This window comes from Luteimonas sp. 22616, from assembly GCF_052044325.1.
GTDB lineage: Bacteria > Pseudomonadota > Gammaproteobacteria > Xanthomonadales > Xanthomonadaceae > Luteimonas.
Genome location: NZ_JBQEMW010000001.1, coordinates 1,546,365 through 1,570,124 on the forward strand (window position 1 = coordinate 1,546,365; position 23,760 = coordinate 1,570,124).

Consider the following 23,760-nt stretch of genomic DNA (forward strand, 5'->3'; position numbering starts at 1 on the left):
GACCGGCTGTCATCGAACCGACACTTTCCCGCCATCGCGCTGTCATCGCGGTGTTATGCAATGCGTCGCGAGCGGGCAAGACCCGCCAAGCATCCACTCCAGGGAGTCATCCGTGCGCAAGTCCTCCATCCTCAACGCAGCCGTCGCCACCGTCGTGCTCGGCCTCGCCTTCAACGCGCAGGCCGCCGACGTCACCGGCGCCGGCGCTTCGTTCATCTATCCGGTCATGACCAAGTGGTCTTCGGATTACAACAAGGCCACCGGCAAGCAGGTCAACTACCAGTCGATCGGCTCCGGCGGCGGCATCGCCCAGATCAAGGCCGGCACCGTCGATTTCGGTTCCTCCGACGCCCCGCTCAAGCCCGAAGAACTGGAAAAGCACGGCCTGGCGCAGTTCCCGTCGGTGATCGGCGGCGTGGTGCCTGTGGTGCACATCAAGGGCATCGAATCGGGCGCGATGAAGCTCGACGGCGAAACCCTGGCCGGCATCTTCCTGGGCAAGGTCAAGAAGTGGAACGACCCCGCCATCGCCGCGCTCAACGGCGGCCTGCAGCTGCCCGACAAGAAGATCACCGTGGTCCATCGCTCGGACGGTTCGGGCACCACCTTCAACTTCGTCAACTACCTGTCGAAGGTGAGCCCCGAGTGGCAGTCGAAGGTTGGCGAAGGCACCTCGGTCAAGTGGCCGACCGGCATCGGCGGCAAGGGCAACGAAGGCGTCGCTGCCTACGTCAAGCAGATCGATGGCGGCATCGGCTATGTCGAGCTGTCCTACGCGCTGCAGAACAAGCTCACCTTCACCCGCATGAAGAACGCCGCCGGCAACTTCGTGCAGCCGCGCGACGAGACCTTCTCCGCCGCGGCGGCCAGCGCCGACTGGGCCAACGCCAAGGACTTCTACCTGGTGATGACCAACGCGCCGGGCGAGAACTCCTGGCCGATCACCGCCACCAACTTCATCCTCATGTACAAGCAGCCGAAGAGCGCCGCCACCGCGAAGAACGCCAAGGAGTTCTTCCAGTGGGTCTACGCCAACGGCGACGCCCAGGCCAAGGCGCTCGACTACGTGCCGCTGCCGGACGAACTGGTCCAGCAGATCGAGGCGTACTGGTCGCAGAACATGGCGTACTGAACGACGCCTCCGACATCACAACGCAGCAGGCGGGTCGCCCCCGACCCGGGTTTTACCTCCATTCGGGTTTCTCTCTCCTTGATGCGGGCCTTCGGGCCCGCTTTTTTCTCTGCCTTTGTTTTTGTAGGAGCGGCTTCAGCCGCGAGCTTCCCGCCACGCTGCCAGGCGGGCCAAAAGCTCGCGGCTGAAGCCGCTCCTACAAGGTTTCCGACGGCCGGCTCCAGCCGCCCGATGACGATTGCGGCGCCACTGTCATCGTGGTGTAACAAAAACATCATTTCATGTGCGCATCCCCAGCAGGCGCGACAGCGCCCTTCCCCGGAGCCCACATGAACACGTCGATCTTCCGCACCACCGCGCTCGCCCTGTCCACCCTGCTGTTCGTCGCCGCCTGCCAGCCGTCCGGCGAGCAGGCAGCGTCCGGCGAAACCGGCGCAGCGGGCGCCAAAGCACCCGCCGACAGCGGCGACAAGGTCGCTGCCAACATCACCGGCGCCGGCGCCACCTTCATCTATCCGCTGATCTCCAAGTGGTCGTCCGACTACAACAAGGCGACCGGCAACAAGGTCAACTACCAGTCGATCGGCTCCGGCGGCGGCATCGCCCAGATCAAGGCCGGCACGGTCGATTTCGGCTCGTCCGACGCGCCGCTGTCGAGCGAAGAGCTGGCCGAGGCTGGCCTGGGCCAGTTCCCGTCAGCAATCGGCGGCGTGGTCCCGGTGGTCAACCTGGAAGGCTTCGAACCCGGCAAGCTGCGCGTCACCGGCGCCGTGCTCGGCGACATCTACCTGGGCAAGGTTGCCAAGTGGAACGACCCGGCGATCGCCGCGCTCAATCCCGGCGTCGCCCTGCCCGACCTGAAGATCAACCTCGTGCACCGTTCCGACGGCTCGGGCACCACCTTCAACTTCACCAACTACCTGTCCAAGGTCAATCCCGAGTGGAAGTCCAAGGTCGGCGAAGGCAAGTCGGTGCAGTGGACAGGCGGCGTCGGCGGCAAGGGCAACGAAGGCGTGGCCTCGTACGTGCAGCAGATCAAGGGCTCGATCGGCTACATCGAGCTGGCCTACGCGCTGCAGAACAAGATGAACTACCTGTCGATGCAGAACGCCGCCGGCAACTGGGTGCAGCCCAATGCCGCGACGTTCCAGGCCGCGGCCGCGGGCGCCGACTGGAAGAACGCCAAGGACTTCAACCTGGTCATCACCAACGCGCCCGGCGACCAGGCCTGGCCGATCACCGCCACCAACTTCATCCTGATGTACAAGCAGCCGCAGGACGCGCAGCGTTCGGCGAACGCGATGGCCTTCTTCAAGTGGGCCTTCGAGAACGGCCAGCAGCAGGCCGAAGCGCTCGACTACGTGGCCCTGCCGCCGGAGCTGGTGCAGCAGATCGAAGCCTACTGGTCGGCCGAGTTCGCCAAGTAAGCGCACGCCACCGGTCGCCCGATGAACGCATCCGTCCTCTCCACCGCCGTCGCGCCCACCGGGCGCGACGTGCGTGACGCCCGCAACGACAAGCTGTTCCGTCGCACGCTGGCCGCGGCAGTCGTGTTCGTGCTGGTCGCGCTGGCCGGCGCGGCGCTGTCGATGCTCTGGGGCGGTCGCGAGGTGCTGGCGCACGAAGGCCTGAGCTTCTTCTATTCGTCCGAATGGAATCCGGTCGAGAACAAGTACGGTGCGCTGGCGCCGATCTACGGCACCGTCGTCACCGCCATCATCGCGATGCTGATCGGCGTGCCGATCAGCTTCGGCATCGCGCTGTTCCTCACCGAAGTCGCGCCGCGCTGGCTGCGCGGGCCGGTGGGCACGGCGATCGAACTGCTCGCCGGCATCCCTTCGATCATCTACGGCATGTGGGGCCTGTTCGTGCTGGTGCCGATGATGACCAGGTACGTCACGCCGTGGATCAACGACCACCTCGGCACGCTGCCCTTCGTCGGTGTCGTGTTCCAGGGGCCGCCGCTGGGCATCGGCATCCTCACCGCCGGTTTCGTGCTGGCGATCATGGTGATCCCGTTCGTCACCTCGGTGATGCGCGAGGTGTTCCTCACCGTGCCGACGCGGCTGAAGGAGTCCGCGTACGCGCTTGGCTCCACGCGCTGGGAAGTGAGCTGGGACATCGTCCTGCCCTACACGCGTTCGGCGGTGATCGGCGGCATCTTCCTTGGCCTCGGCCGCGCGCTCGGCGAAACCATGGCCGTGGCCTTCGTGGTCGGCAACGCAGTGCGGCTGTCGCCCTCGCTGCTGGAGCCGGGCACCACCATCGCCGCGCTGATCGCCAACGACTTCGGCGAGGCCACCGACACCTACCGCTCGGCGCTGCTGCTGCTCGGCTTCGTCCTGTTCATCGTCACCTTCGTGGTGCTGGCACTGGCGCGGCTGATGCTGGCCCAGCTCGCGCGCAGGGAGGGCAACTGATGAACGCCGTCTCCCGCGAATTCGCCGTCGCCGACCGGCTCTACGCGCGCCGCAAGCTGCTCAACTGGGCCGCGCTGACGCTCTCGTGCGTGGCCGCGGTGTTCGGCCTGGTCTTCCTGGCCTGGATCCTGTGGACGCTGGTGACCAAGGCCATCGGCGGCATCAATCCCGCACTGTTCACGCAGATGACGCCGCCGCCCATGGAAGAAGGCGGCCTGCTCAACGCGTTCTTCGGCAGCGCGGTGATGTGCGGGCTGGCGATCGCCATGGGCACGCCGCTGGGGGTCGCCGCCGGCACCTGGCTGGCCGAATATGGCAACTCGCGCAAGGTCGGCACGGTGGTGCGCTTCGTCAACGACATCCTGCTGTCCGCGCCGTCGATCGTGCTGGGTCTGTTCGTCTACACCCTGGTGGTGATGCAGACCGGCGGCAACTTCTCCGCGCTGGCCGGCGCGATCTCGCTGGCCTTCATCGTGCTGCCGGTGGTGGTGCGCACCACTGACGAGATGCTGCGGCTGGTGCCGGTGCAGATGCGCGAGGCCGCGCTGTCGCTGGGCGTACCGCAGTGGAAGGTGATCGTGCAGGTGCTCTACCGCAGCGCCTCGGCCGGCATCGTCACCGGCATCCTGCTCGCCCTTGCCCGGATTTCCGGCGAGACCGCGCCGCTGCTGTTCACCGCCTTCGGCAACCAGTACTGGAACGCCAACGTCATGCAGCCGATGGCCAGCGTGCCGGTGGTGATGTACCAGTACGCCGGCAGCCCCTACGAAACCTGGCAGCAGCTGGCCTGGGCCGGCGCCCTGGTGCTGACCGTGTTCGTGCTGCTGGTCAGCCTGGGCGCGCGTGCACTGCTGCTGCGCAAGCGCATCAGCCACGACTGAAGACCGCCGTGCTCACCTCTTCCTCCCGGACCAACGCCATGAACGACCTCCACGCCACTGCCGATGCGTCGCCGCGGATCACCGTCGTCACGACCGCCCGCACGGCAACCCCGGCGGCACCGGTCAAGATCGCCGCCCGCGGCCTGAATTTCCATTACGACAAGTTCCATGCGCTCAAGGACATCGAAATGGAGATCCCGGAGAAGCGCGTGACCGCGCTGATCGGGCCATCCGGCTGCGGCAAGTCGACCCTGCTGCGCATCTTCAACCGGATCTACGCGCTGTACCCGAAGCAGGTCGCCAGCGGCCAGGTGCTGCTCGACGGCGAGGACATCCTGTCGCCGAAGTACCCGATGAACCGGCTGCGCAGCAAGGTCGGCATGGTGTTCCAGAAGCCGGTGCCGTTCCCGATGACGATCTTCGAGAACATCGCCTACGCGATCCGCCACCACGAGAAGCTGTCGAAGGCGGAGATGAACGTCCGCGTCGAACAAGCACTGCGCCAGGCCGCGTTGTGGGACGAGGTCAAGGACAAGCTGGGCCAGAGCGCGCTGGGCCTGTCCGGCGGCCAGCAGCAGCGCCTTTGCATCGCCCGCGCAGTGGCGCTCAAGCCCGACGTGCTGCTGCTCGACGAGCCGACCTCGGCGCTGGACCCGATCTCCACCAGTCGCATCGAGCAACTGGTCGAGGAGCTCAAGGTCGACTACACCATCGCCATCGTCACCCACAACATGCAGCAGGCCGCGCGCGTGTCCGATTTCACCGCCTTCATGTACCTGGGCGACCTGATCGAGCACGGGCCGACGGAGACGATCTTCTCCAATCCCTCGAAGCGACAGACTGAGGATTACATCACCGGAAGATTTGGCTGATAGCCCCTCCCCCTGTTCGCAGGGGGAGGTTGGAAGAGGGTGCGAGGCGCACAGCGCCGAGTTGCGTCGGTGACCACGCAACCCTTCCCCAGCCCTCCCCTGCAGCCGCAGGGAGGGAGCACTTCACAGGGCAACATCATGAACACGACTTCGCAACCCCACGACCACATCCTCAAAAGCCACGACGAGGAACGCAACCGCGTCATCGGCGAGATCCTGCGCATGGGCGAGATGGCCGCGGCGCAGCTGGAGGCCGCGCTGGACGTGGTCGAGCGGCGCGACGACCGGGCCGCCGACCGCATCATCGCCAACGACGAGGCGATCGACGCGCTGGAAACCGCGATCAGCCACGACGCGATGACCCTGGCGCTGCGCGGACCGATGGCACGCGACCTGCGCGAGATCCTCGCCACGCTACGCATCGCCTCCGACATCGAGCGCATCGGCGACTACGCCGCCAACGTCGCCAAGCGCTCGAAGGCGCTGAACCTGTCGCCGCCGCTGCCGCACACCCGCGGACTGCACGCGCTGGGCACGCTGGCCGTGCGGCAGGTGCGCGCGGTGCTGGAGGCCTACCGCAACAACGATGCCGACGCGGCGCAACAGGTGCGCGCCCGCGACGCGGAACTCGACGCCGAGTACACCGGCCTGTTCCGCGAACTGCTGACCTACATGATGGAAGACGCGCGCGCGATCACGCCCTGCACCCACCTGCTGTTCATGGCCAAGAACCTCGAGCGCATCGGTGACCACGCCACCAACATCGCCGAGAACATCTGGTTCCAGGTCAACGCCGACGCGCCGCTGGCGCCGCGCGAAAAGCGCGACGAGACCAACACCGCCACCTAGGGCGGGCCCTGGCCCGCCGCCCTGCAAACCTCCCGCGCGCCATGCCGGCCGACCCCGGCAAGCGCTGCGCACATCGAGGCCCGCAGCGCCCGGCGAAAGCCCCGGGGCGCCATGCTGTCCGGCCTGCCTGAAGGCTTCCCACTACTCGGTCGTCGCCAGTCGATCTGGACGACTCCACACGCAAGGCAAGGGGTTAACATCGCCTCTCCATACCCGGGCCCCCGCCCGCACCCAGGAGAGAAGCCATGTCCCAGAACAGGAAACCCGTCGCCCTCGCCATCGGCGCCACCCTTGCCAGCGGACTGATGCTGTCCGGTTCCGCGTTCGCCTCCACCCCGCTCGCCCAGGGCTACCTGCTCGGCGCCCAGGAAGCGGCCCCGGTCGAGAAGGCGAAGGAAGGCTCCTGCGGCGCCGACAAGGCGAAGGAAGGCAAGTGCGGCGTCGCCGCGATGGATTCGGACAAGGACGGCAAGGTCTCGCGCGCCGAGTTCGACGCCGCGCACGCCGACAAGGCCGGCAAGTTCGACGAGATCGACACCAACAAGGACGGCTTCATGGACGCCGACGAGAGCAAGGCGCACCACGAAGGCCGCTGCGGTTCCGACAAGAAGGCCGGTGATGCCAAGGCCGGCATGGAAGGCAAGTGCGGCGAGGGCAAGTGCGGCGGGATGTAATGCCGGCGCCATGCTGCAACCCGCGCGCTCACGCTTCGCGTCGCTGACACGCACGCGACCATGGGCCTGAAGGACGACAGCGTCGGCCTGGGCCTGCGGCGGTCCCTGCTAGGATCGCTGCAGGCCGCACCGGCCGGCACGTTCGATTTCCTCGAAGCCGCGCCGGAGAACTGGATCGGCGTCGGCGGCGCGCTCGGCGATGCATTCGCCGCGCTCGCCTCGCGTTACCCGCTCGTCTGCCATGGCCTGTCGCTGTCGCTCGGCGGCCCGGCCGAACTCGACGAGACCTTCCTGCGCCGGCTGCGCCGCTTCCTCGACGCGCACGGCGTCGCGGTCTACAGCGAACACCTGAGCGCCTGCGGCGACAGCCGCGGCCAGCTTTACGACCTGCTGCCGCTGCCGTTCACCGAGGAGGCGGTCGCCCATGTCGCCACGCGCATCCGCCACGCACAGGATCTGCTCGGCCGGCGCATCGCGGTCGAGAACATCTCCTATTACGCCGCGCCTTTTCAGGCGATGGCCGAGATCGACTTCGTCAACGCCGTGCTCGCCGAAGCCGACTGCGAGCTGCTGCTCGACGTCAACAACATCGTCGTCAACGCCACCAACCACGGTTACGACGCCGCTGGATTCCTGCGCGCCCTGCCCTCCACGCGCATCCGCTACATTCATGTCGCCGGCCATCGCGACGAAGCGCCCGACCTGAAGATCGACACCCACGGCGCCGCCGTGTCCGACCCGGTCTGGGCGCTGCTGGCCGATGCCTACCGCATCCACGGCCGCCGGCCGACGCTACTGGAACGCGACTTCAACTTTCCGCCGTTCGCGGAGCTCGTCGACGAACTCGGCACTGTGCGCCGACACCTGGCGGATGCCGGAAGCGGAGCGCGCCATGTCGCCTGAAAGTTCGCCAGGAACGTCGCCCGGCGGCGCGCTGCAGGCGCAACTCGACGCACTCGCGACATGGATCCGCGAACCGGCTACCCACACGCCGCCGCCGGGCATCGAACAGCGGCGCCTGGATGTCTATCGCGAGCTGTTCTTCAACAACGTATCCGGCCTGCTGGGCGGCAACTTCCCGGTGCTGCGACGCCTCCACGGCGACGACGCCTGGCAGGCCCTGGTGCACGCCTTCTACCGCGACCATGGCAGCCGCACGCCGCTGTTCACCGAACTGCCGCGCGAGTTCCTGCGCTATCTCGAAACGCGCGAAGTGGATCCGGCGATGCCATGGCTGCGCGAGCTGGCCCACTACGAATGGGTCGAACTGGCGCTGCAGATCAGCGAGGCGACGCGCGACGACATCCCGCACGACCCGCTCGGCGGCCCGGGGTCGGATCCCGGGCAGGCCCTGCTGGCCGGGCGCCCGCTGCCCTCGCCGCTGGCCTGGCCGCTGGCGTATGCGTGGCCGGTGCACCGCATCGGCCCGGACCATCGGCCGTTGGAGAGGCCCGACGAACCGACCCTGCTGCTGTTGCGCCGCGAAGTCGATGGCCGCGTCAGCTTCCACATCCTCAGCCCGCTGACGTTCCGGCTGCTGCAGCGGCTGGACCAGGAGCCGGGGTTGTCCGGGCGCGAGCAACTGCTTGCGCTCGCCGCCGAAGCCGGCGCAGACGATGCCGTCGCCTTCCTCCACGACGGCGCCGCGATGCTGGCGCAGCTGCACCGCGAAGGCACGATCCTCGGCACCCGCTCGTAGGTCGGGTTACGCCACCGACGGATTTTCTCGTACGACGATCCCGGAAGCGGGGCTTCCTTAGAGTGTCCCGGCTGGCCGCATGCGGGCCGTCCGGGGCGTAGCCCCGACCTGCGGCCTTGTTCGGCAACGTGGCGAAGGGGTCGTCTGCTAGGCTGGCGCGATGACGCAAACCGACACCGCCGCACCCGCCTTCCGCAAGATGTCAGAACGCTTCCGCGGCTACCTGCCCGTGGTGGTCGACGTGGAGACCGGTGGCTTCGACTGGAACCGCCACGCGCTGCTGGAGATCGCGGCGATCCCGATCGAGCTCGACGACGCCGGCGAGCTGGCGGTGGGCGAAGTCACCAGCGCGCACGTCGTGCCCGCACCCGGCACCGAGATCGACCCGAAGTCGCTGGAAGTCACCGGCATCGACCTCGACCACCCGTTCCGCTTCGCCAAGCCCGAACGCGAGGCCCTCGACCACATCTTCGCCGCGGTGCGCGAGGCCGTGCGCCGGCACGAATGCCAGCGCGCGATCCTGGTCGGGCACAACGCCCACTTCGACCTCAACTTCCTCAACGCCGCGGTCGCGCGCGTGGCGCACAAGCGCAACCCGTTCCATCCGTTCAGCGTCTTCGACACGGTGACGCTGGCCGGCGTGGCCTACGGCCAGACCGTGCTGGCCCGCGCGGTGCAGGCCGCCGGGCTGGAATGGCGCAGCGAGGACGCCCACTCGGCCGTCTACGACACCGAGCGCACCGCGCAGGTGTTCTGCAAGATCGCCAATGCGTGGCCGCGATCGATGGCCGGCGGCGCCGCACCCGCCGCACGACCCGCGAACCCGTAGGAGCGGCGGAAGCCGCGAGCTTTTGGCTTCCTCCCCTGCGAAGGCAGGGAAGGCGCCAAGGGCGAGAGCTCGCGGCTTCCGCCGCTCCTACACGGGCTGGGGCGTGGACCGATCAGCCCAGTCGCTGGCGCACCGCTTCGAACAAGGTCACGCCGGCGGCCACCGACACATTGAGGCTTTCCACACCCTGCGCGGCATCGCCGGGCATCGGGATGGTGACCAGCTGGTCGCAGTGCTCGCGCGTCAGCCGGCGTAGACCGTCAGCCTCGCCGCCCAGCACCAGCGCGACGTTGCCGCGCAGGTCGAGCGCATACAGCGACGCACCGGCATCGCCGGCCAGGCCGTAGATCCACACGCCCAGCCTCTGCACCTCGCGCAACGTGCGCGACAGATTGGTCACGCGTACCACCGGCACGCTGTCCGCCGCACCGGCAGAGGTCTTGCGCACGGTGGCATTGACCTGCACCGCCTTGTCCCGGGGGATCACCACCGCCGTCGCCCCTGCGGCCGCCGCGCTGCGCAGGCAGGCGCCGAGGTTGTGCGGATCCTGCACGCCGTCGAGCACCAGCAGCAGGGCCTTGCCCTGCGCCGCCTCGATCAATCCCGGCAACGCATCCTCGTCCCAGGTCTTCGCCGCCGCGTAACGCGCCACCGCGCCCTGGTGGCGCAGGCCGCCGGCGACGCCGTCGAGCGCGTTCTGCGCGACCCTGCGCACGTCGATGTCCTTGCGCCGCGCGCTGGTTTCGATCTCGGTGATGCGCGGGTTCTTCGCGCCGGCCTCGAGCAGCACCTCGCGCACGTTGCCGGCGTCGTGCTCGACGGCCGCGGCCACGGCGTTGAGGCCGACGATCCACTGGTTTTCCTTGCTCATTACTCGATCCGCCGTTTACGGGCCCAGCGGCCCGCCAGTTGCACATTATCTAGGCAAAAACCCGCAAATTAACCGTGTATACGAAGATCAGGTACACCAACATCAGCCCAATACCCAAGGGGATCGACTTGCGCGAGAGCAAAAGAAACGCGCCGAATGCCGCACCGCCAACCCACATCGCAGGCGCGGGGGAGTAGACCTGACCGGCATCGGATGGAATTGGCGGAATCGCGATCGCAAGCGAGAAGCCGAACAACAGAATCTCGCCGGTTCCTCGTACGAGCGTCCGCAACCGTTGGTTCGGCGGCTCCTTCCCTGCCTCCGTGCGACCGCCAACGGTCAATATTTTTTCTTGGGCCGCTTCGCCGGCTGCCCGCGCGGCGGCAGCGGCGGTGCACCGCCCTCGCTCCGGTCGTCCTCCCGGACCAGCCGGAAGTCGATCTTGCGCTCCTCCAGGCTGGCCTTGAGCACCACGATGCGCACCCGGTCGCCGAGGCGGAACTGGCGGCCGGCGCGTTCGCCGCTCAGCGTCTTGCGGATCGGGTCGAAGTGGTAATAGTCGTTCGGCAGCTGGGTCACGTGCACCAGGCCGTTGACCTTCGAATCGTCGAGTTCGACGAACAGGCCGAAGCTGGTGACGCCGCTGATCACGCCGTCGAACTCGCTGCCCACGTGCTGCTCCATCCACGCCGCGCGGTAGCGGTCGTCGACTTCGCGCTGGGCCTCGTCGGCGCGACGCGAGCGTTCCGAGCACTGCAGCGACAGCGCCGCCATGGTGCTGTGCGGATAGAGGTAGCGATCGGCGTTGCCGCCGGCCAGCGCGTGCTTGATCGCGCGGTGCACCAGCAGGTCCGGGTATCGGCGGATCGGCGAGGTGAAGTGCGCGTAGGCTTCCAGCGCCAGGCCGAAGTGGCCGATGTTCTCCGGCGCGTACACCGCCAGGCTCTGGCTGCGCAGCACCACCGACTCGAGCAGCGCGGCGTCGGGCCGGTCGCGGATGGTTTCCAGCAGCTTGCGGAAGTCCATCGGCCGCACCTTCGCCCACGGCGGCATGCGCAGCTGGAACTCCTTGAGGAACTCCAGCAGGTCGGCGTACTTGGCCTCCGGCGGCTTGTCATGGTCGCGGTACGGCGCCGGCACACCGGTGCCGAGGAGGTACTTCGCCGCCTCGACATTGGCGGCGATCATGCATTCCTCGATCAGCTTGTGCGCGTCGTTGCGCTGGATCATGCCGGCCTGGGTCACCTCGCCCTGCGGCCCGAGCACGAAGCGCACCTCGGAGGTCTCGAAGTCGATCGCACCGCGCTGGCGGCGCGCCTTGTCGAGCACGCGATACAGCTGGTGCAGGCGCTCGACCTGCGGCAGCTGCGCGCCGACGAACGCGCGGGCCTGCGCACGATCTTCCTCCGGCACGCCGTCGCCTACCGCGTTCCAGACCTGGGTGTAGGTCAGGCGCTGGTGGGAATTCATCACCGCCTCGTAGAACTTCGATTCCGCCACCTGTCCGTTGCGGTCGACCTGCATGTCGCAGACGAAGCACAGCCGGTCCACCTTCGGCTTCAGCGAACAGATGCCGTTGGACAGCGTCTCGGGCAGCATCGGCACCACGAAGCCGGGGAAGTACACCGACGTGGCGCGCTTCTGGGCTTCGTCGTCCAGCGGCGTGCCGGGGCGCACGTAATGCGAAACGTCGGCGATCGCCACCACCAGGCGGAAGCCATTGCGATTGGGTTCGCAGTAAACCGCGTCGTCGAAATCCTTGGCGTCCTCGCCGTCGATGGTCACCAGCGGCAGCGCGCGCAGGTCGACGCGCTTCACGGCGTCCGCCGCCTCGACGTCCACCGGCACCGCGGCAGCCTGCGACAGCACCTCGGGCGGGAATTCGTGCGGGATCTCGTGGCCGTGGATCGCGGCCTCCACCGCCAGCGACGCGGTCAGCTTGTCGCCCAGCACCGCCAGCACGCGGCCGATCGGCGGGCGGTGCGACGTCGGCGGCTGCACGATCTCGCACACCACCAGTTGGCCGGTCTTCGCATCGAGCCGCGCATCGGACGGAATCTGGATATTGCGCTGCACGCGGGCGTCGTCAGGCACCACGAAGCTGATTCCGGATTCCATCTCGAAGCGGCCGATCAGGCGGTTCAGGCGCCGCTCCAGCACTTCGACGATCGCGCCTTCGCGGCGGCCGCGCCGGTCCATGCCGGTGACCGACGCCAGTACGCGGTCGCCGTGCATCGCCTTGCGCATTTCGAACGGCGGCAGGAACAGGTCGTCGCCCACGCCCGAGTCCGGGCGCAGGAAGCCGAAGCCGTCGGGGTTGGCGATCACCGTGCCGGGGATCAGGTCGAGCCGCTCGGCAGGCACGTAGCCGCCGCGACGGTTCTGCAGCAGCTGGCCGTCGCGCACCATCGCCGCCAGGCGCTTGCCCAGAGCGTCGAAGCGGTCCGGTTCGGTCAGCCGCAACTGCTCTGCCAGGGACTCGGCCGACTGCGGGCCATCGGCGTCGACCAGCAGTTGCAGGATCGCCTCGCGGCTGGCGATGGGATTCTCGTAGCGCCCCGCTTCGCGCGCGGCGTGCGGGTCGTGGAGGCCACCGCGGCCACCGGCCTGCTGCGTTCCGCCGGCATGCTTCGCGGGGGGCGTTGGCCCGCCCCGCCTCGCGGGCTTCGCGCCGGTACCCGTCGACCCCACGTCCGGCATCCAGCCCGGCAATTTCTTGCCTCCCGCGGCCTTTCCAGCAGCCTTCTGGCCGCCGCGCTTCGTCTCCGGCTTGCCGTTTCCGGCACCGGTCTTGCCGCGGGCATCGCCGCGCTTGCTGGGGGGTTTCGTCATCGCGTGGATGTTACACGGCCACTCCGCACGGCCCCGTGTGCGAAGGCGTTGACAAGCTCCGCCTTGCACCGCAACATACGCGGCCTGCACCCGCCCGGGTGGCGGAATTGGTAGACGCACTAGCTTCAGGTGCTAGCGGGGGCAACTCCGTGGAGGTTCGAGTCCTCTCCCGGGCACCAGGTTGTAGAAAACCCCCGCTTGCGGGGGTTTTTCGCGTCCGTGCCCCGCAGGCCGACCGGTTTCGCGGGGCGTGGTTCGACGCGCCTGCTTGATGCCCGCGGGCTTCGGGGCTAACGTCGAAACCATCACACCTGACCCGCGGACGACGCGTTCAGCGCGCCGTCCCCTTCCGCTTTGGAGTCCCGCCATGGCAACACCCCCATCCACGCGTCCGTCGATCGTCATGTCGCGCCTGGACTACGACCGCATCGAGGCCCTGATCGAAAGCGCCAACGAGCGCGGCATCGACACCTCGGCGCTCGAAGCGGAAATCACCCGGGCCGACGTGGTCGAACCGACGCAGATGCCGGGCGACGTGATCAGCATGAATTCCACCGCCCGCTTCCTCGACGAGAACAGCGGCGAAGAGCGCGAACTGACCCTGGTCTATCCGCGCGACGCCACCGGCGAACCCGGCCGCGTCTCGATCCTCGCCCCGGTCGGCAGCGCCCTGCTCGGCCTGCGCGTCGGCCAGAGCATCGACTGGCCGATGCCCGGCAACCGCCACATCAACCTGCGCGTGCTGTCGATCCAGTACCAGCCCGAGGCGGCCGGCGAACTGCATCGCTGACGCTGCGTTCCAGAGTTGTCCGAAGCCCCCGCCCTGCGGGGGTTTTGTTTGTGCGGGAGCATGGGCATCGGGATGCGGGCGCGGCCGGTAGAATTGCCGGATCGCTCCCGATCCAGGCTTCCGCCCCGCAATGACCGATCTCGTCCGCCCCACCTTCCACGGTTTCGAGCAGATCCCGCTGCGCGAGTACGCCGAGCGCGCCTACCTCGACTACTCGATGTACGTGGTGCTCGATCGCGCCCTGCCCTTCATCGGCGACGGGCTCAAGCCGGTGCAGCGGCGGATCATCTACGCGATGAGCGAGCTGGGGCTGGCGGCCGGGGCGAAGCCGAAGAAGTCGGCGCGCACCGTCGGCGACGTGATCGGCAAGTACCACCCGCACGGCGATTCGGCCTGCTACGAAGCGATGGTGCTGATGGCGCAGCCGTTCTCGTACCGCTACCCGCTGATTGATGGCCAGGGCAACTTCGGCTCGCAGGACGACCCCAAGTCGTTCGCGGCGATGCGCTACACCGAATCCAAGCTCACCCCGATCGCCGAGGTGCTGCTGGGCGAGCTCGGCCAGGGCACGGTCGACTGGGCGCCGAACTTCGACGGCACCCTGGAAGAGCCCACCTGGATGCCGGCGCGGCTGCCGCACCTGCTGCTCAACGGCACCACCGGCATCGCCGTGGGCATGGCCACCGACGTGCCGCCGCACAACCTGGGCGAGATCGTCAGCGCCTGCGTGCGCCTGCTCGACGACCCCGACGCCACCGTGCGCGACCTGTGCGAGCACGTGCGCGGCCCCGACTACCCCACCACCGCCGAGGTCATCACCCCCGCCGCCGACCTGCTGGCGATGTACGAAACCGGCCTCGGCAGCATCCGCGCGCGCGCCACGTTCGCCAAGGAAGCGGCGAACATCGTCATCACCGCGCTGCCCTACCAGGTGTCGCCGTCGAAGGTGATCGAGCAGATCGCCGCGCAGATGCGAGCCAAGAAGCTGCCGTGGCTGGAAGACATCCGCGACGAATCCGACCACGCCAACGCCGTGCGCGTGGTGCTGATCCCGCGCAGCAACCGGGTCGACGCGGAACAGCTGATGGGCCACCTGTTCGCCACCACCGATCTGGAGAAAAGCTACCGGGTCAACCTCAACATCATCGGCCTGGACGGTCGCCCGCAGGTCAAGAACCTGAAGGCGATCCTCGCCGAATGGCTGACGTTCCGCGCCGACACCGTCACCCGGCGCCTCAACCACCGGCTGGAAAAGGTCGAACGCCGCCTGCACCTGCTCGAAGGCCTGCTGGTCGCGTTCCTCAACTTGGATGAAGTGATCCGCATCATCCGCAGCGAGGATGAGCCCAAGCCGGCGCTGATCGCGCGCTTCGACCTCTCCGACGACCAGGCCGAGTACATCCTCGAAACCAAGCTGAAACAGCTGGCGCGGCTCGAGGAGATGAAGATCCGCGGCGAGCAGGACGAACTGGATGCCGAACGCGACCGCCTCATCTCAACCCTCGGCTCGAAGGCGAAGCTGAAGAAGCTGATCAAGGATGAACTGCTGGCCGACGCGAAAAAGTTCGGCGACGACCGCCGCTCGCCGCTGGTCGCGCGCGAAGCCGCGCAGGCGCTGGCCGAGACCGAGCTGGTCGCCAGCGAGCCGATGACCATCGTGCTCAGCGAGAAGGGCTGGGTGCGCGCGGCCAAGGGACACGACGTCGACGCCGCCGCGCTGTCGTATCGCGACGGCGACGGCCTGCTTGGCGCCGTGCGCGGGCGCAGCACGCAGCAGGTCGCCTTCCTCGATTCGAACGGCCGCAGCTACTCGACCCTGGCCCACACGCTGCCGTCGGCGCGCGGCAACGGCGAGCCGCTGACGGGGCGTTTCTCGCCGGCCGCGGGCGCGTCGTTCGAGGCGCTGGCGACCGGCGACAACGACACCCGCTTCGTGCTCGCCTCGTCGCACGGCTACGGGTTCGTGACCCGCTTCGAGAACCTCACCGGGCGGCAGAAGGCGGGCAAGGCGATGCTGTCGCTCAGCGCCGGCTCGCACGTGGTGCAGCCGGCGCAGGTGGGCAATGCCGACAGCGACCGCATCGTCGCGGTGACCAGCGCCGGCCACCTGCTGGCATTCCCCGTCGCCGAGCTGCCGGAACTCGACAAGGGCAAGGGCAACAAGATCATCGAGATCCCCAAGGCCAAGCGCGGCACCGAGCACGTGGTGGCCATCGCCGTGGTGTCGCCGGGCGGCACGCTGTCGGTGAGATCCGGCGCGCGCACGATGTCGCTGTCGTTCAAGGACCTGGACCCGTACATGGGCGCCCGCGCCAGCCGCGGCGGACTGCTGCCGCGGGGCTGGCAGAAAGTGGAAGGGCTGCATGTCGAACGATAGCCCTTCGTCGCAACGCACCGCGGCACGACCAGCGCCCGTGCGTTCGATGTGGTGCCTGGCGTCGCAAGGCGCCTGCGTGCGCGGGATGGATTGATGGACGCGGCGTTCTGGCGGCAGCGCTGGGAGGAAGGGCGCATCGGTTTCCACCGCGATCGCGTGATGCCGCTGCTCGAACAGCACTGGCCATCGCTCGGACTCGCCCCCGGCAGCCGCGTGTTCGTGCCACTGTGCGGCAAGACGCTGGACATGGCGTGGCTGGCGTCGCGCGGGCATCGCGTGCTGGGCGTGGAGCTATCGCGGATCGCGGTCGAACAGTTCATGGCCGAGAACGGCCTGGTGCCAACGATCCACGAATCGCCGCTGGGCACGCACTTCGTCGCCGGCGCGATCGAGATCATCTGCGGCGATGCGTTCGCGCTGGATACGACGACGCTGGCTGATTGCATGGCCGTCTATGACCGCGCCGCCCTGATCGCCCTGCCGCAGCCGATGCGCGATACCTATGTGCGCGAACTGCATGCGCGACTGCCGGCCGGCTGCCGCGAGTTGCTGATCACGCTGGAATACCCGCCGCACGAGAAGGCCGGCCCGCCGTTCCCGGTCGATGCGGACGAGGTGCACCGGCTGTACGACCGCGACTGGCAAGTGGAATGCATCGAGCGCCGCGACATCCTCGCCGCGGAACCCGGGTTCGTCGCCGAGGGCGTGACGGCATTGCATACTGCGGTGTGGCGGCTGGAAAGGCAGGCTTCGTAGGAACGACTTCAGCCGCGAGCTTTTTGCGGGACGGAACGACCCACCATTCGCTGTCGGGAATGGTGGTTGGTGATTCGAAGCGGCCTTCGGTGCTCGGCGACCCTCTGGCCTGCCTTCAAGTGCTCGCGGCTGAAGCCGCTCCTACAGGGAATTGACAGGGGAGGTTGCATGGCACGCTGGGTCAAACGCATCGCTTTGCTGGTCGTCGCGCTGCTGGCGCTCACTTTGCTCGCCCCCTGGCTGCTGCTGCGCGGCAGCCTGCCGAAGCTCGACGGCGAGCACGCCCTGCCCGGCCTGTCGGCGCCGGTGACCCTCCAGCGCGACCGCCTTGGCGTGGTCACCATCGACGCGGCGAGCGAGGCCGATGCGATGCGCGCACTGGGCTACGTGCACGCACAGGAGCGTTACTTCGAGATGGACCTGATGCGGCGCACCGCGGCGGGCGAGCTGGCTGCGCTGTTCGGGCCGATCGCGCTCGATGTCGACAAGCGCCATCGCGTCCATCGCATGCGCGCACGCGCGGTCGAGTACCTCGGCGCCGTCGCCGGTGATCGCCTGGCCTCGCTGCGCGCCTACACCGAGGGCGTCAATGCGGGCCTGGCCGCGCTCCAGGCACGCCCCTGGCCGTACCTGCTGCTGCAGCAGTCGCCACAACCGTGGCGCATGGAGGACTCCGCGCTTGCCGGGTACGCGATGTACTTCGACCTGCAGGATGCGGATGGCAGCCGCGAACTCGGGCTGTGGAAGCTGCGCCAGCACCTGCCACCCGCGCTGTACGCGCTGCTGGCCCACGAGGGCACCCGTTGGGATGCGCCGCTGGAGGGCGGCGCGCTGGGGGATGCCACGTTGCCTGGTCCCGGACAAGTGGATCTGCGCAAATTGCCCATGCCGGATCGGGAAGAAGCGGGAGGTGCGCGGACAGCTGCCCTCACTCCGCCATCCGCTTTGCGAAGGGCCCCCCTCCCTCCCGCCAGGTGGAAGAGAGGCGTCGGTGGCCCGCCCGCGGCGGCCGACTTCTTTCCGGGCAGCAACAATTTCGCCGTTTCCGGCGCGCTGACCCGCGACGGGCGCGCGATCGTCGCCGACGACATGCACCTGGGCCTGCGCGCGCCGGGTATCTGGTTCCGCGCGCGATTGCGCTATCCGGACCTGCGCGCCCCGGGCGGCAAGGTCGACGTGCAGGGCTTCACCCTGCCCGGCCTGCCGGCCGTGGTCGTGGGCAGCAACGGGCACGTGGCCTGGGCTTTCACCAACAGCTATGTCGACAACACCGACTGGAAGCGCATCGTTCCGTGCGCACGCAGGCAGGAGGGTGCCGTGCCGTGCGTGCCGGTCACCGCGCATCGCGAGGCGATCGAGATCGCAGGCACCAGCGCCACAACGCTCGTCGTCGAGGACACCGCCTGGGGTCCGATCCTCGAACACGAGCCGGACGGAAGCGCCCTCGCCCTGCGCTGGACCGCACACCTGCCCGGCGCGCTCAACATCGGCCTCGTCGACGTGGCGCGCGCCGGCGATCTGGCTGCCGCGCTGCGCGCCGCCGACGACACGGCAATCCCGACCCAGAACATGCTCATCGCCGACAGCAGCGGACACATCGCCTGGCGGTTGCTGGGCCCGCTGCCGCAGCGGACCGATGCCTGCTCGACGCAGCGGCTGGTCGAAGGCGACACCATCGGCGCGCCGGCGGAATCCGGCGCGATGCAGGCCACCGGCGAATGCCGCCCGTGGCGCATTTCCACCGCGGCTGCACCGCTGCTCGCCAATCCCCCGGACCAGCGGCTGTGGACAGCCAATGCCCGCGTCGTCGGCGACAGCGAACTGCCGCGCGTGGGTGACGGCGGCTACGACCTCGGCGCCCGCGCGGCGCAGATCCGCGACGACCTGTTCGCCAGGCAGCGCTTCAGCGAGCGCGACCTGCTGGCCGTCCAGCTCGACGACCGCGCACTGTTCCTGCAGCGCTGGTGGCAACTGCTGCGCGACGAGGCCGGCCGCGCGAAGTCACCGGCACTGGCTGCGCTCGCCGGCGCGTCGAAGCAATGGTCCGGCCGCGCCAGCGCCGACTCGGCCAGCTACCGCATCGTCCGCGCCTGGCGGCTTGCGGTGATTGCGCGCATCGAGACCGGCCTGGCCGCACCCGCGCTCGCGGTGCTGGGCGACGGATTCGAGATGCCGAAGCTGGCGCAGATCGAGGGCGTGGCGTGGCCGCTGCTGCAGCAACGGCCCGCGCACCTGCTGCCGCGCCGGTTCGCGACCTGGGACGCGCTGCTCGAAGACGCAGCGCGCGAAGTCCGCGACGAGCTGTCCGCCGCCGGGCCGCTCGCCGCACGCACCTGGGGCGAACGCAACACCGCGCACATCTGCCACCCGCTGGCGTCCGCCATCCCGCTGGTGGGCGAGCGCCTGCTGTGCATGCCGCCCGACCCGCTCGACGGCGACAGCAACATGCCGCGCGTGGCCGCGCCCGCGTTCGGTGCGTCCGAACGCATGGTGGTGTCACCCGGCCACGAAGCCGACGGCATCATCCACATGCCCGGCGGCCAGAGCGGCCACCCGCTGTCGCCGTTCTGGGGCGCCGGACACGAGGACTGGATGCACGGACGGCCGACGCCGTTCCTGCCCGGGGAAACCGAACACCGCCTCACCCTGCGGCCGCACTGACACCACCCCTCCTGTTTGCTCTTGCAGGAGCGCTCCTGCAGTGCAAGCTCAGGGCGTTGCGGCGTGATGGACACCTGCCACTGCGCGGCCGGACGGATCGGCGGCCGCGGCAAACGCCGCATCCCACTCGATCGCGGCCGGCGACGAGCACGCGATCGACTTGCCGCCCGGCACCGTCCGCGCGCAGGCCTCGCCGGGAAAGGCATCCTCAAACAGGCGGCGATACCAGTAAGCTTCCTTGGTTTGCGGCGGATTGACCGGAAACCGTTCCGCGGCCGCACCCAGTTCGGCATCCCCGACGCACCGCTCCGCGTGCGCCTTGAGGCCGTCGATCCAGCCGTAACCGACACCATCGCTGAACTGCTCCTTCTGCCGCCACAGGATCTCGTCCGGCAGGTCGCCGGCGAACGCCTCGCGCAGCACCGCCTTCTCGATCCGGCGCGTGCCGTCGGCGCGCGTCGACACCATCTTGTGGCGTGCATCCATGCGCATCGCCACGTCGAGGAACTCGACGTCCAGGAACGGCACCCGCGCTTCCACGCCCCAGGCCATCATCGACTTGTTGGCGCGCAGGCAGTCGTAGTCGTGCAGGGCATCGAGCTTGCGCACCGTTTCCTCGTGGAACGCGCGCGCATCGGGCGCCTTGTGGAAGTACAGGTAGCCACCGAAGATCTCGTCGCTGCCCTCGCCCGACAGCACCATCTTCACCCCCATCGCCTTGATCCGCCGCGCCAGCAGGAACATCGGCGTCGACGCGCGCACCGTGGTGACATCGAAGCTTTCGATGTGGCGGATCACGTCCGGCAGCGCGTCGATGCCTTCTTCCAGGGTGTAGGTGAATCCGTGGTGCACGGTGCCGAGCGCATCGGCCGCCACCTGCGCGGCGACGAGGTCGGGCGAGCCGTCCAGGCCAATCGCGAACGAATGCAACCGCGGCCACCAGGCTTCCGATCCGTCATCGTCCTCGACGCGGCGGCGCGCGAAGCGGGCGGCGCAGGCGGCAATCAGCGACGAGTCGAGCCCGCCCGACAGCAGCACGCCGTAGGGCACGTCGCTCATCAGCTGCCGGTGCACGGCGCGTTCGAGCGCCTCGCGCAGCTCCCGTGGCGACACCTCCACGCCGACGGTCGCGTCATGCTCGCGCCATGGCCTCCGGTAATACTGATGCAGTTGCCCGGTTTCGCTGTCGTACCAGTGGCCGGGCGGGAACTGCGCAACGTCATCGCACAATCGCACCAGCGCCTTCATTTCCGAAGCCACCCACAGGCGGCCATCACCGTCGTGTCCCCAGTAGAGCGGGCACACCCCGATCGGATCGCGCGCAATCACCGCGCGCCCGCGCGCCTCGTCCCACAGCGCGAACGCGAAGATGCCGTTGAGGCGATCGAGCCACGCGCCGGGGTCGGCGTCCTGCGCGTACAGGGCATTGACCACCTCGCAGTCCGAACCGCTCTGGAAAGCGTAGCCACCGCGCAGCGACTGCTCCAGGTCGCGGTGGTTGTAGATCTCGCCGTTGACCGCGAGCACCAGCATGCCGTCGGCGGACCGGATCGGCTGCGAACCGCCGGCCGGATCGACGATGGCCAGGCGCTCGTGCACCAGCAGCGCACGGCGGCTGGCGTGCACGCCGCTCCAGTCGGGACCGCGATGGCGCTGGCGCGCCGACAGCGACAGCGCGAGCGGCCGCATCGGGACCAGGTCGGCGCCTGGCCGCAGGTCGAACACACCGAGGATCGAACACATGGAGAACTCCTTGTGCCGGCGATGGCCGGCGGTGGGAGCACCCTGCGCGGAAACGAAAAACCCGCGCCGGGCGCGGGTTTGGGGATGACTGGCTGGATGTGTTGCTAGTGGCCTGCCTGGTCGCCCGCCCGCGGATTGCGCGCACGATTATTCGAACCGCGATTGTTGCGGTTGAAGGCGTTGCCGGTGGCGGGACGACGGGACATGCGGCGAAGCTAGCCGAGGCATCGGCGCGCAGTCAAGCAGCAGGCGGCTCTATTATCCGAACCTGAACACGCGCGCGGGCAACGGCCTGCAATCACCACCAATTCATCCCCTGCACGCACACTATCGACCACCCAACCAGGGAGCGAACGACATGATCAGGAATCACGGACTGCACGCACTGGCGCTTGCGCTTGGCCTTGGCCTGGGGCTTGCGGCCACCGCCGTCCCGGCACAGACGGTCGGCTACAACGTTCGCACCGGCGACGTCTGGGTCGACACCCGCCTGGGCGAGATCAACGACTACGGCCGGCATTACCGCGACCCCTTCCTTGACGAGATGAGCGGGTATTACGGCGCGCCGCGTCCGTTGCTGGTCGACCTGCTCGACGATCGCGGCTGGGCACCGGCCGACGTGTACTACGCCTGCGCCATCGCCCACGCGCTTGGCATCCCCTGCATCGATGTCGTCCACGAATACGACCGCCATCCCGGCCAGGGCTGGGGCGTGGTGGCCAAGCGGCTGGGCATCAAGCCGGGGTCGGCGGCATTCCACGCCCTCAAGCGCGGGCAGGTGGACACCTATGGCCGCTGGGGCCAGACCATCGTCATTGACCGCCCGGTGCATGTCGACTGGTCGCGCTCCAACGGCGGCCGCGGCCACGGATCCCGCGGCAACCAGGGTGGCCAGAGCAAGGGGCACGGCAAGGCGAGCGCCGGGAGCCATGGCAACGCCGGCAAGGCCAAGGGCAACAGCGGCAAGGGCAGCAACGGCAAGGGCAACAGCAAGAAGGGCAACAGCGGCAAGGGCGAAGGCAAGGGTCACGGCAAGCCCTGACCACCCGCGTTCTCCCTCAAACGACGGCCACCGCAATCCCGGGTGGCCGTTGTCGTGTCCGGCGCAGTACCGCAGCCGCAGGCATTCGGGCGCAGGTCGGGCGACGGCCCCGACGGCCAGCGGGCCGAATCATCTTTGGGCCGAGCGCTGCCTGGGAAAAGCTATCGAGGGCGCAGCCCCCGACCTACGGGAGCAGGCGCTCGATCAGCGCCAGGTAGAGGTCCGGCAACGCTTCCAGATCGGCCACGCGCACATGCTCGTCGACCTTGTGGATGCTGGCGTTCACCGGCCCCACCTCGATGCATTGCGCACCCAACGGCGCGATGAAGCGCGCATCCGAGGTGCCGCCGCCGGTGCTCTCCTCGGGCGCTGCGCCGGCGAAGGCCGCCAGCACCTCGCGCGCGGCGGCGCGCAGCGGGCCTTCGGGTGTGAAGAACGGCTCGCCACTGCGATGCCAGGACAGTTCGAAATCGAGGCCATGCCGCGCGAGCAACGCTTCGATCTCCGCCTCCAGCCGCGCCGTCGTCCAGTGCGGGTTGTAGCGCAGGTTGAACAGCACCCGCAGCTCGCCGGGGATGACGTTGCTGGCGCCGGTCCCCGCATCCATGTTGCTGACCTGCAGGCTGGTCGGCGGAAAGCTTTCGTAGCCATCGTCCCAGCGCCGCGCGGTGAGCTCGGCAAGCGCCGGCAACGCCTCGTGGACGGGATTGCGGGCCTTGTCCGGGTAGGCGACGTGGCCCTGCACGCCGCGCACGGTGAGCGTCGCCGACAGCGAACCGCGGCGGCCGACGCGCAGCAGGTCGCCGAGCACCGCCGTCGAGGACGGCTCGCCGGTGATGCACCAGTCGATGCGCTGCCCGCGCTCGCCGAACACCCGCGCCACATGCCGCACGCCGTCGATGGCGTCGCCCTCCTCGTCCGAGGTCAGCAGCAGCGCGATCGTGCCGGCATGATCCGGATGCGCGGCAACGAACCGTTCGAGCGCGACGACGAACGCCGCGACGCTGCCCTTCATGTCCGCGGCACCGCGGCCGTACAACGAGCCGTCGCGCACTTCCGGCACGAACGGGTCGCTGGCCCAGGCTTCCAGTGGACCCGGCGGCACCACGTCGGTGTGGCCCAGCAGCACCAGCACCGGACCGCCCTCGCCATGCGTCGCCCAGAGGTTGTCGACCTCGCCAAAGCGCAGGTGTTCGCAGGCGAAGCCTGCACGACGCAGGCGCTGCGCAATCAGTGGCTGGCAGCCGGCATCGTCGGGGGTGACGGAAGGGCGCGCGATCAGCTCTCGCGCAAGGTGCAGGACTTCGCTCATGTGCCTATCGTAGCCGCGGG

The 23,760-nt window shown here is 68.7% G+C and carries 20 protein-coding genes and 1 tRNA gene; 16 read left to right on the forward strand and 5 right to left on the reverse strand.

From position 1 onward, the window contains the following. Window positions 1-55: 55 nt before the first annotated feature. From pstS (ACTJIL_RS07100) to rnt, 10 genes are all read left to right on the forward strand, one after another. Window positions 56-1,132: a phosphate ABC transporter substrate-binding protein PstS gene (gene pstS, locus ACTJIL_RS07100; protein WP_440754837.1), complete on the forward strand. Its 1,077-nt coding sequence runs from the start codon at window positions 56-58 to the stop codon at window positions 1,130-1,132. Window positions 1,133-1,461: 329 nt separating this feature from the next. Further along, entirely contained in the window at window positions 1,462-2,559 is a 1,098-nt protein-coding gene (gene pstS, locus ACTJIL_RS07105) for a phosphate ABC transporter substrate-binding protein PstS (RefSeq protein ID WP_440754838.1), read from the forward strand. A gap of 21 nt (window positions 2,560-2,580) precedes the next feature. Continuing rightward, entirely contained in the window at window positions 2,581-3,552 is a 972-nt protein-coding gene (gene pstC, locus ACTJIL_RS07110; protein WP_440754839.1) for a phosphate ABC transporter permease subunit PstC, read from the forward strand. After that, complete coding sequence (pstA, locus tag ACTJIL_RS07115) at window positions 3,552-4,433, forward strand: phosphate ABC transporter permease PstA (RefSeq protein WP_440754840.1); 882 nt, start codon at window positions 3,552-3,554, stop codon at window positions 4,431-4,433. The genes pstC and pstA overlap by 1 nt, the downstream gene beginning before the upstream one ends. 38 nt (window positions 4,434-4,471) lie before the next feature. Beyond that, complete coding sequence (pstB, locus tag ACTJIL_RS07120; RefSeq protein WP_440754841.1) at window positions 4,472-5,305, forward strand: phosphate ABC transporter ATP-binding protein PstB; 834 nt, start codon at window positions 4,472-4,474, stop codon at window positions 5,303-5,305. 138 nt (window positions 5,306-5,443) lie between these two features. After that, a complete protein-coding gene (gene phoU / locus ACTJIL_RS07125) occupies window positions 5,444-6,154 on the forward strand; it encodes a phosphate signaling complex protein PhoU (protein WP_440754842.1) in 711 nt (236 codons plus the stop codon). Between the two features lie 245 nt (window positions 6,155-6,399). Continuing rightward, on the forward strand, window positions 6,400-6,828 hold the full coding sequence (locus tag ACTJIL_RS07130) for an HvfA family oxazolone/thioamide-modified RiPP metallophore (protein ID WP_440754843.1): 429 nt from the start codon (window positions 6,400-6,402) through the stop codon (window positions 6,826-6,828). 60 nt (window positions 6,829-6,888) lie between these two features. Next, window positions 6,889-7,731 carry an HvfB family MNIO-type RiPP peptide maturase gene (locus tag ACTJIL_RS07135; RefSeq protein WP_440754844.1) on the forward strand — a complete coding sequence of 281 codons (843 nt, stop codon included), beginning with the start codon at window positions 6,889-6,891 and terminating at the stop codon, window positions 7,729-7,731. After that, complete coding sequence (locus ACTJIL_RS07140) at window positions 7,721-8,527, forward strand: HvfC family RiPP maturation protein (protein WP_440754845.1); 807 nt, start codon at window positions 7,721-7,723, stop codon at window positions 8,525-8,527. The genes ACTJIL_RS07135 and ACTJIL_RS07140 overlap by 11 nt, the downstream gene beginning before the upstream one ends. Window positions 8,528-8,687: 160 nt before the next feature. After that, on the forward strand, window positions 8,688-9,356 hold the full coding sequence (rnt, locus tag ACTJIL_RS07145) for a ribonuclease T (RefSeq protein WP_440754846.1): 669 nt from the start codon (window positions 8,688-8,690) through the stop codon (window positions 9,354-9,356). A gap of 112 nt (window positions 9,357-9,468) precedes the next feature. On the opposite strand, the gene rlmB is transcribed toward rnt, so the two are convergent. The 3 genes from rlmB to rnr are packed head-to-tail and all read right to left on the reverse strand — an operon-like array spanning window position 9,469 to window position 13,059. Next, window positions 9,469-10,227, reverse strand: coding sequence for a 23S rRNA (guanosine(2251)-2'-O)-methyltransferase RlmB (gene rlmB / locus ACTJIL_RS07150; RefSeq protein ID WP_440754847.1), 759 nt, complete (start codon window positions 10,225-10,227; stop codon window positions 9,469-9,471). 49 nt (window positions 10,228-10,276) lie between these two features. Beyond that, entirely contained in the window at window positions 10,277-10,570 is a 294-nt protein-coding gene (locus ACTJIL_RS07155) for a hypothetical protein (RefSeq protein WP_440754848.1), read from the reverse strand. Then, window positions 10,567-13,059 (reverse strand): ribonuclease R, encoded by a 2,493-nt coding sequence (gene rnr, locus ACTJIL_RS07160; RefSeq protein WP_440754849.1) that lies wholly within the window; start codon window positions 13,057-13,059, stop codon window positions 10,567-10,569. Before rnr ends, ACTJIL_RS07155 begins: the two co-directional genes overlap by 4 nt. A gap of 92 nt (window positions 13,060-13,151) precedes the next feature. On the opposite strand from rnr, the gene ACTJIL_RS07165 reads away from it, so the two are divergent. From ACTJIL_RS07165 to ACTJIL_RS07185, 5 genes are all read left to right on the forward strand, one after another. After that, window positions 13,152-13,238 (forward strand) — tRNA-Leu (locus ACTJIL_RS07165). A gap of 188 nt (window positions 13,239-13,426) precedes the next feature. Further along, entirely contained in the window at window positions 13,427-13,849 is a 423-nt protein-coding gene (gene rnk / locus ACTJIL_RS07170; protein ID WP_440754850.1) for a nucleoside diphosphate kinase regulator, read from the forward strand. 130 nt (window positions 13,850-13,979) lie between these two features. Then, a complete protein-coding gene (gene parC / locus ACTJIL_RS07175; protein WP_440754851.1) occupies window positions 13,980-16,226 on the forward strand; it encodes a DNA topoisomerase IV subunit A in 2,247 nt (748 codons plus the stop codon). Between the two features lie 93 nt (window positions 16,227-16,319). Next, entirely contained in the window at window positions 16,320-16,982 is a 663-nt protein-coding gene (locus ACTJIL_RS07180) for a thiopurine S-methyltransferase (protein ID WP_440754852.1), read from the forward strand. 168 nt (window positions 16,983-17,150) lie between these two features. Beyond that, complete coding sequence (locus tag ACTJIL_RS07185) at window positions 17,151-19,643, forward strand: penicillin acylase family protein (RefSeq protein WP_440754853.1); 2,493 nt, start codon at window positions 17,151-17,153, stop codon at window positions 19,641-19,643. Window positions 19,644-19,691: 48 nt separating this feature from the next. Here ACTJIL_RS07185 and asnB read toward each other — a convergent pair whose 3' ends face one another. Next, entirely contained in the window at window positions 19,692-21,386 is a 1,695-nt protein-coding gene (asnB, locus tag ACTJIL_RS07190) for an asparagine synthase B (RefSeq protein ID WP_440754854.1), read from the reverse strand. A gap of 358 nt (window positions 21,387-21,744) precedes the next feature. Here asnB and ACTJIL_RS07195 point away from each other — a divergent pair, with 358 nt between their 5' ends. Continuing rightward, a complete protein-coding gene (locus tag ACTJIL_RS07195; RefSeq protein ID WP_440754855.1) occupies window positions 21,745-22,428 on the forward strand; it encodes a hypothetical protein in 684 nt (227 codons plus the stop codon). A 184-nt stretch (window positions 22,429-22,612) separates the two neighbouring features. On the opposite strand, the gene dapE is transcribed toward ACTJIL_RS07195, so the two are convergent. After that, entirely contained in the window at window positions 22,613-23,740 is a 1,128-nt protein-coding gene (dapE, locus tag ACTJIL_RS07200) for a succinyl-diaminopimelate desuccinylase (protein ID WP_440754856.1), read from the reverse strand. Window positions 23,741-23,760 lie beyond the last annotated feature (20 nt).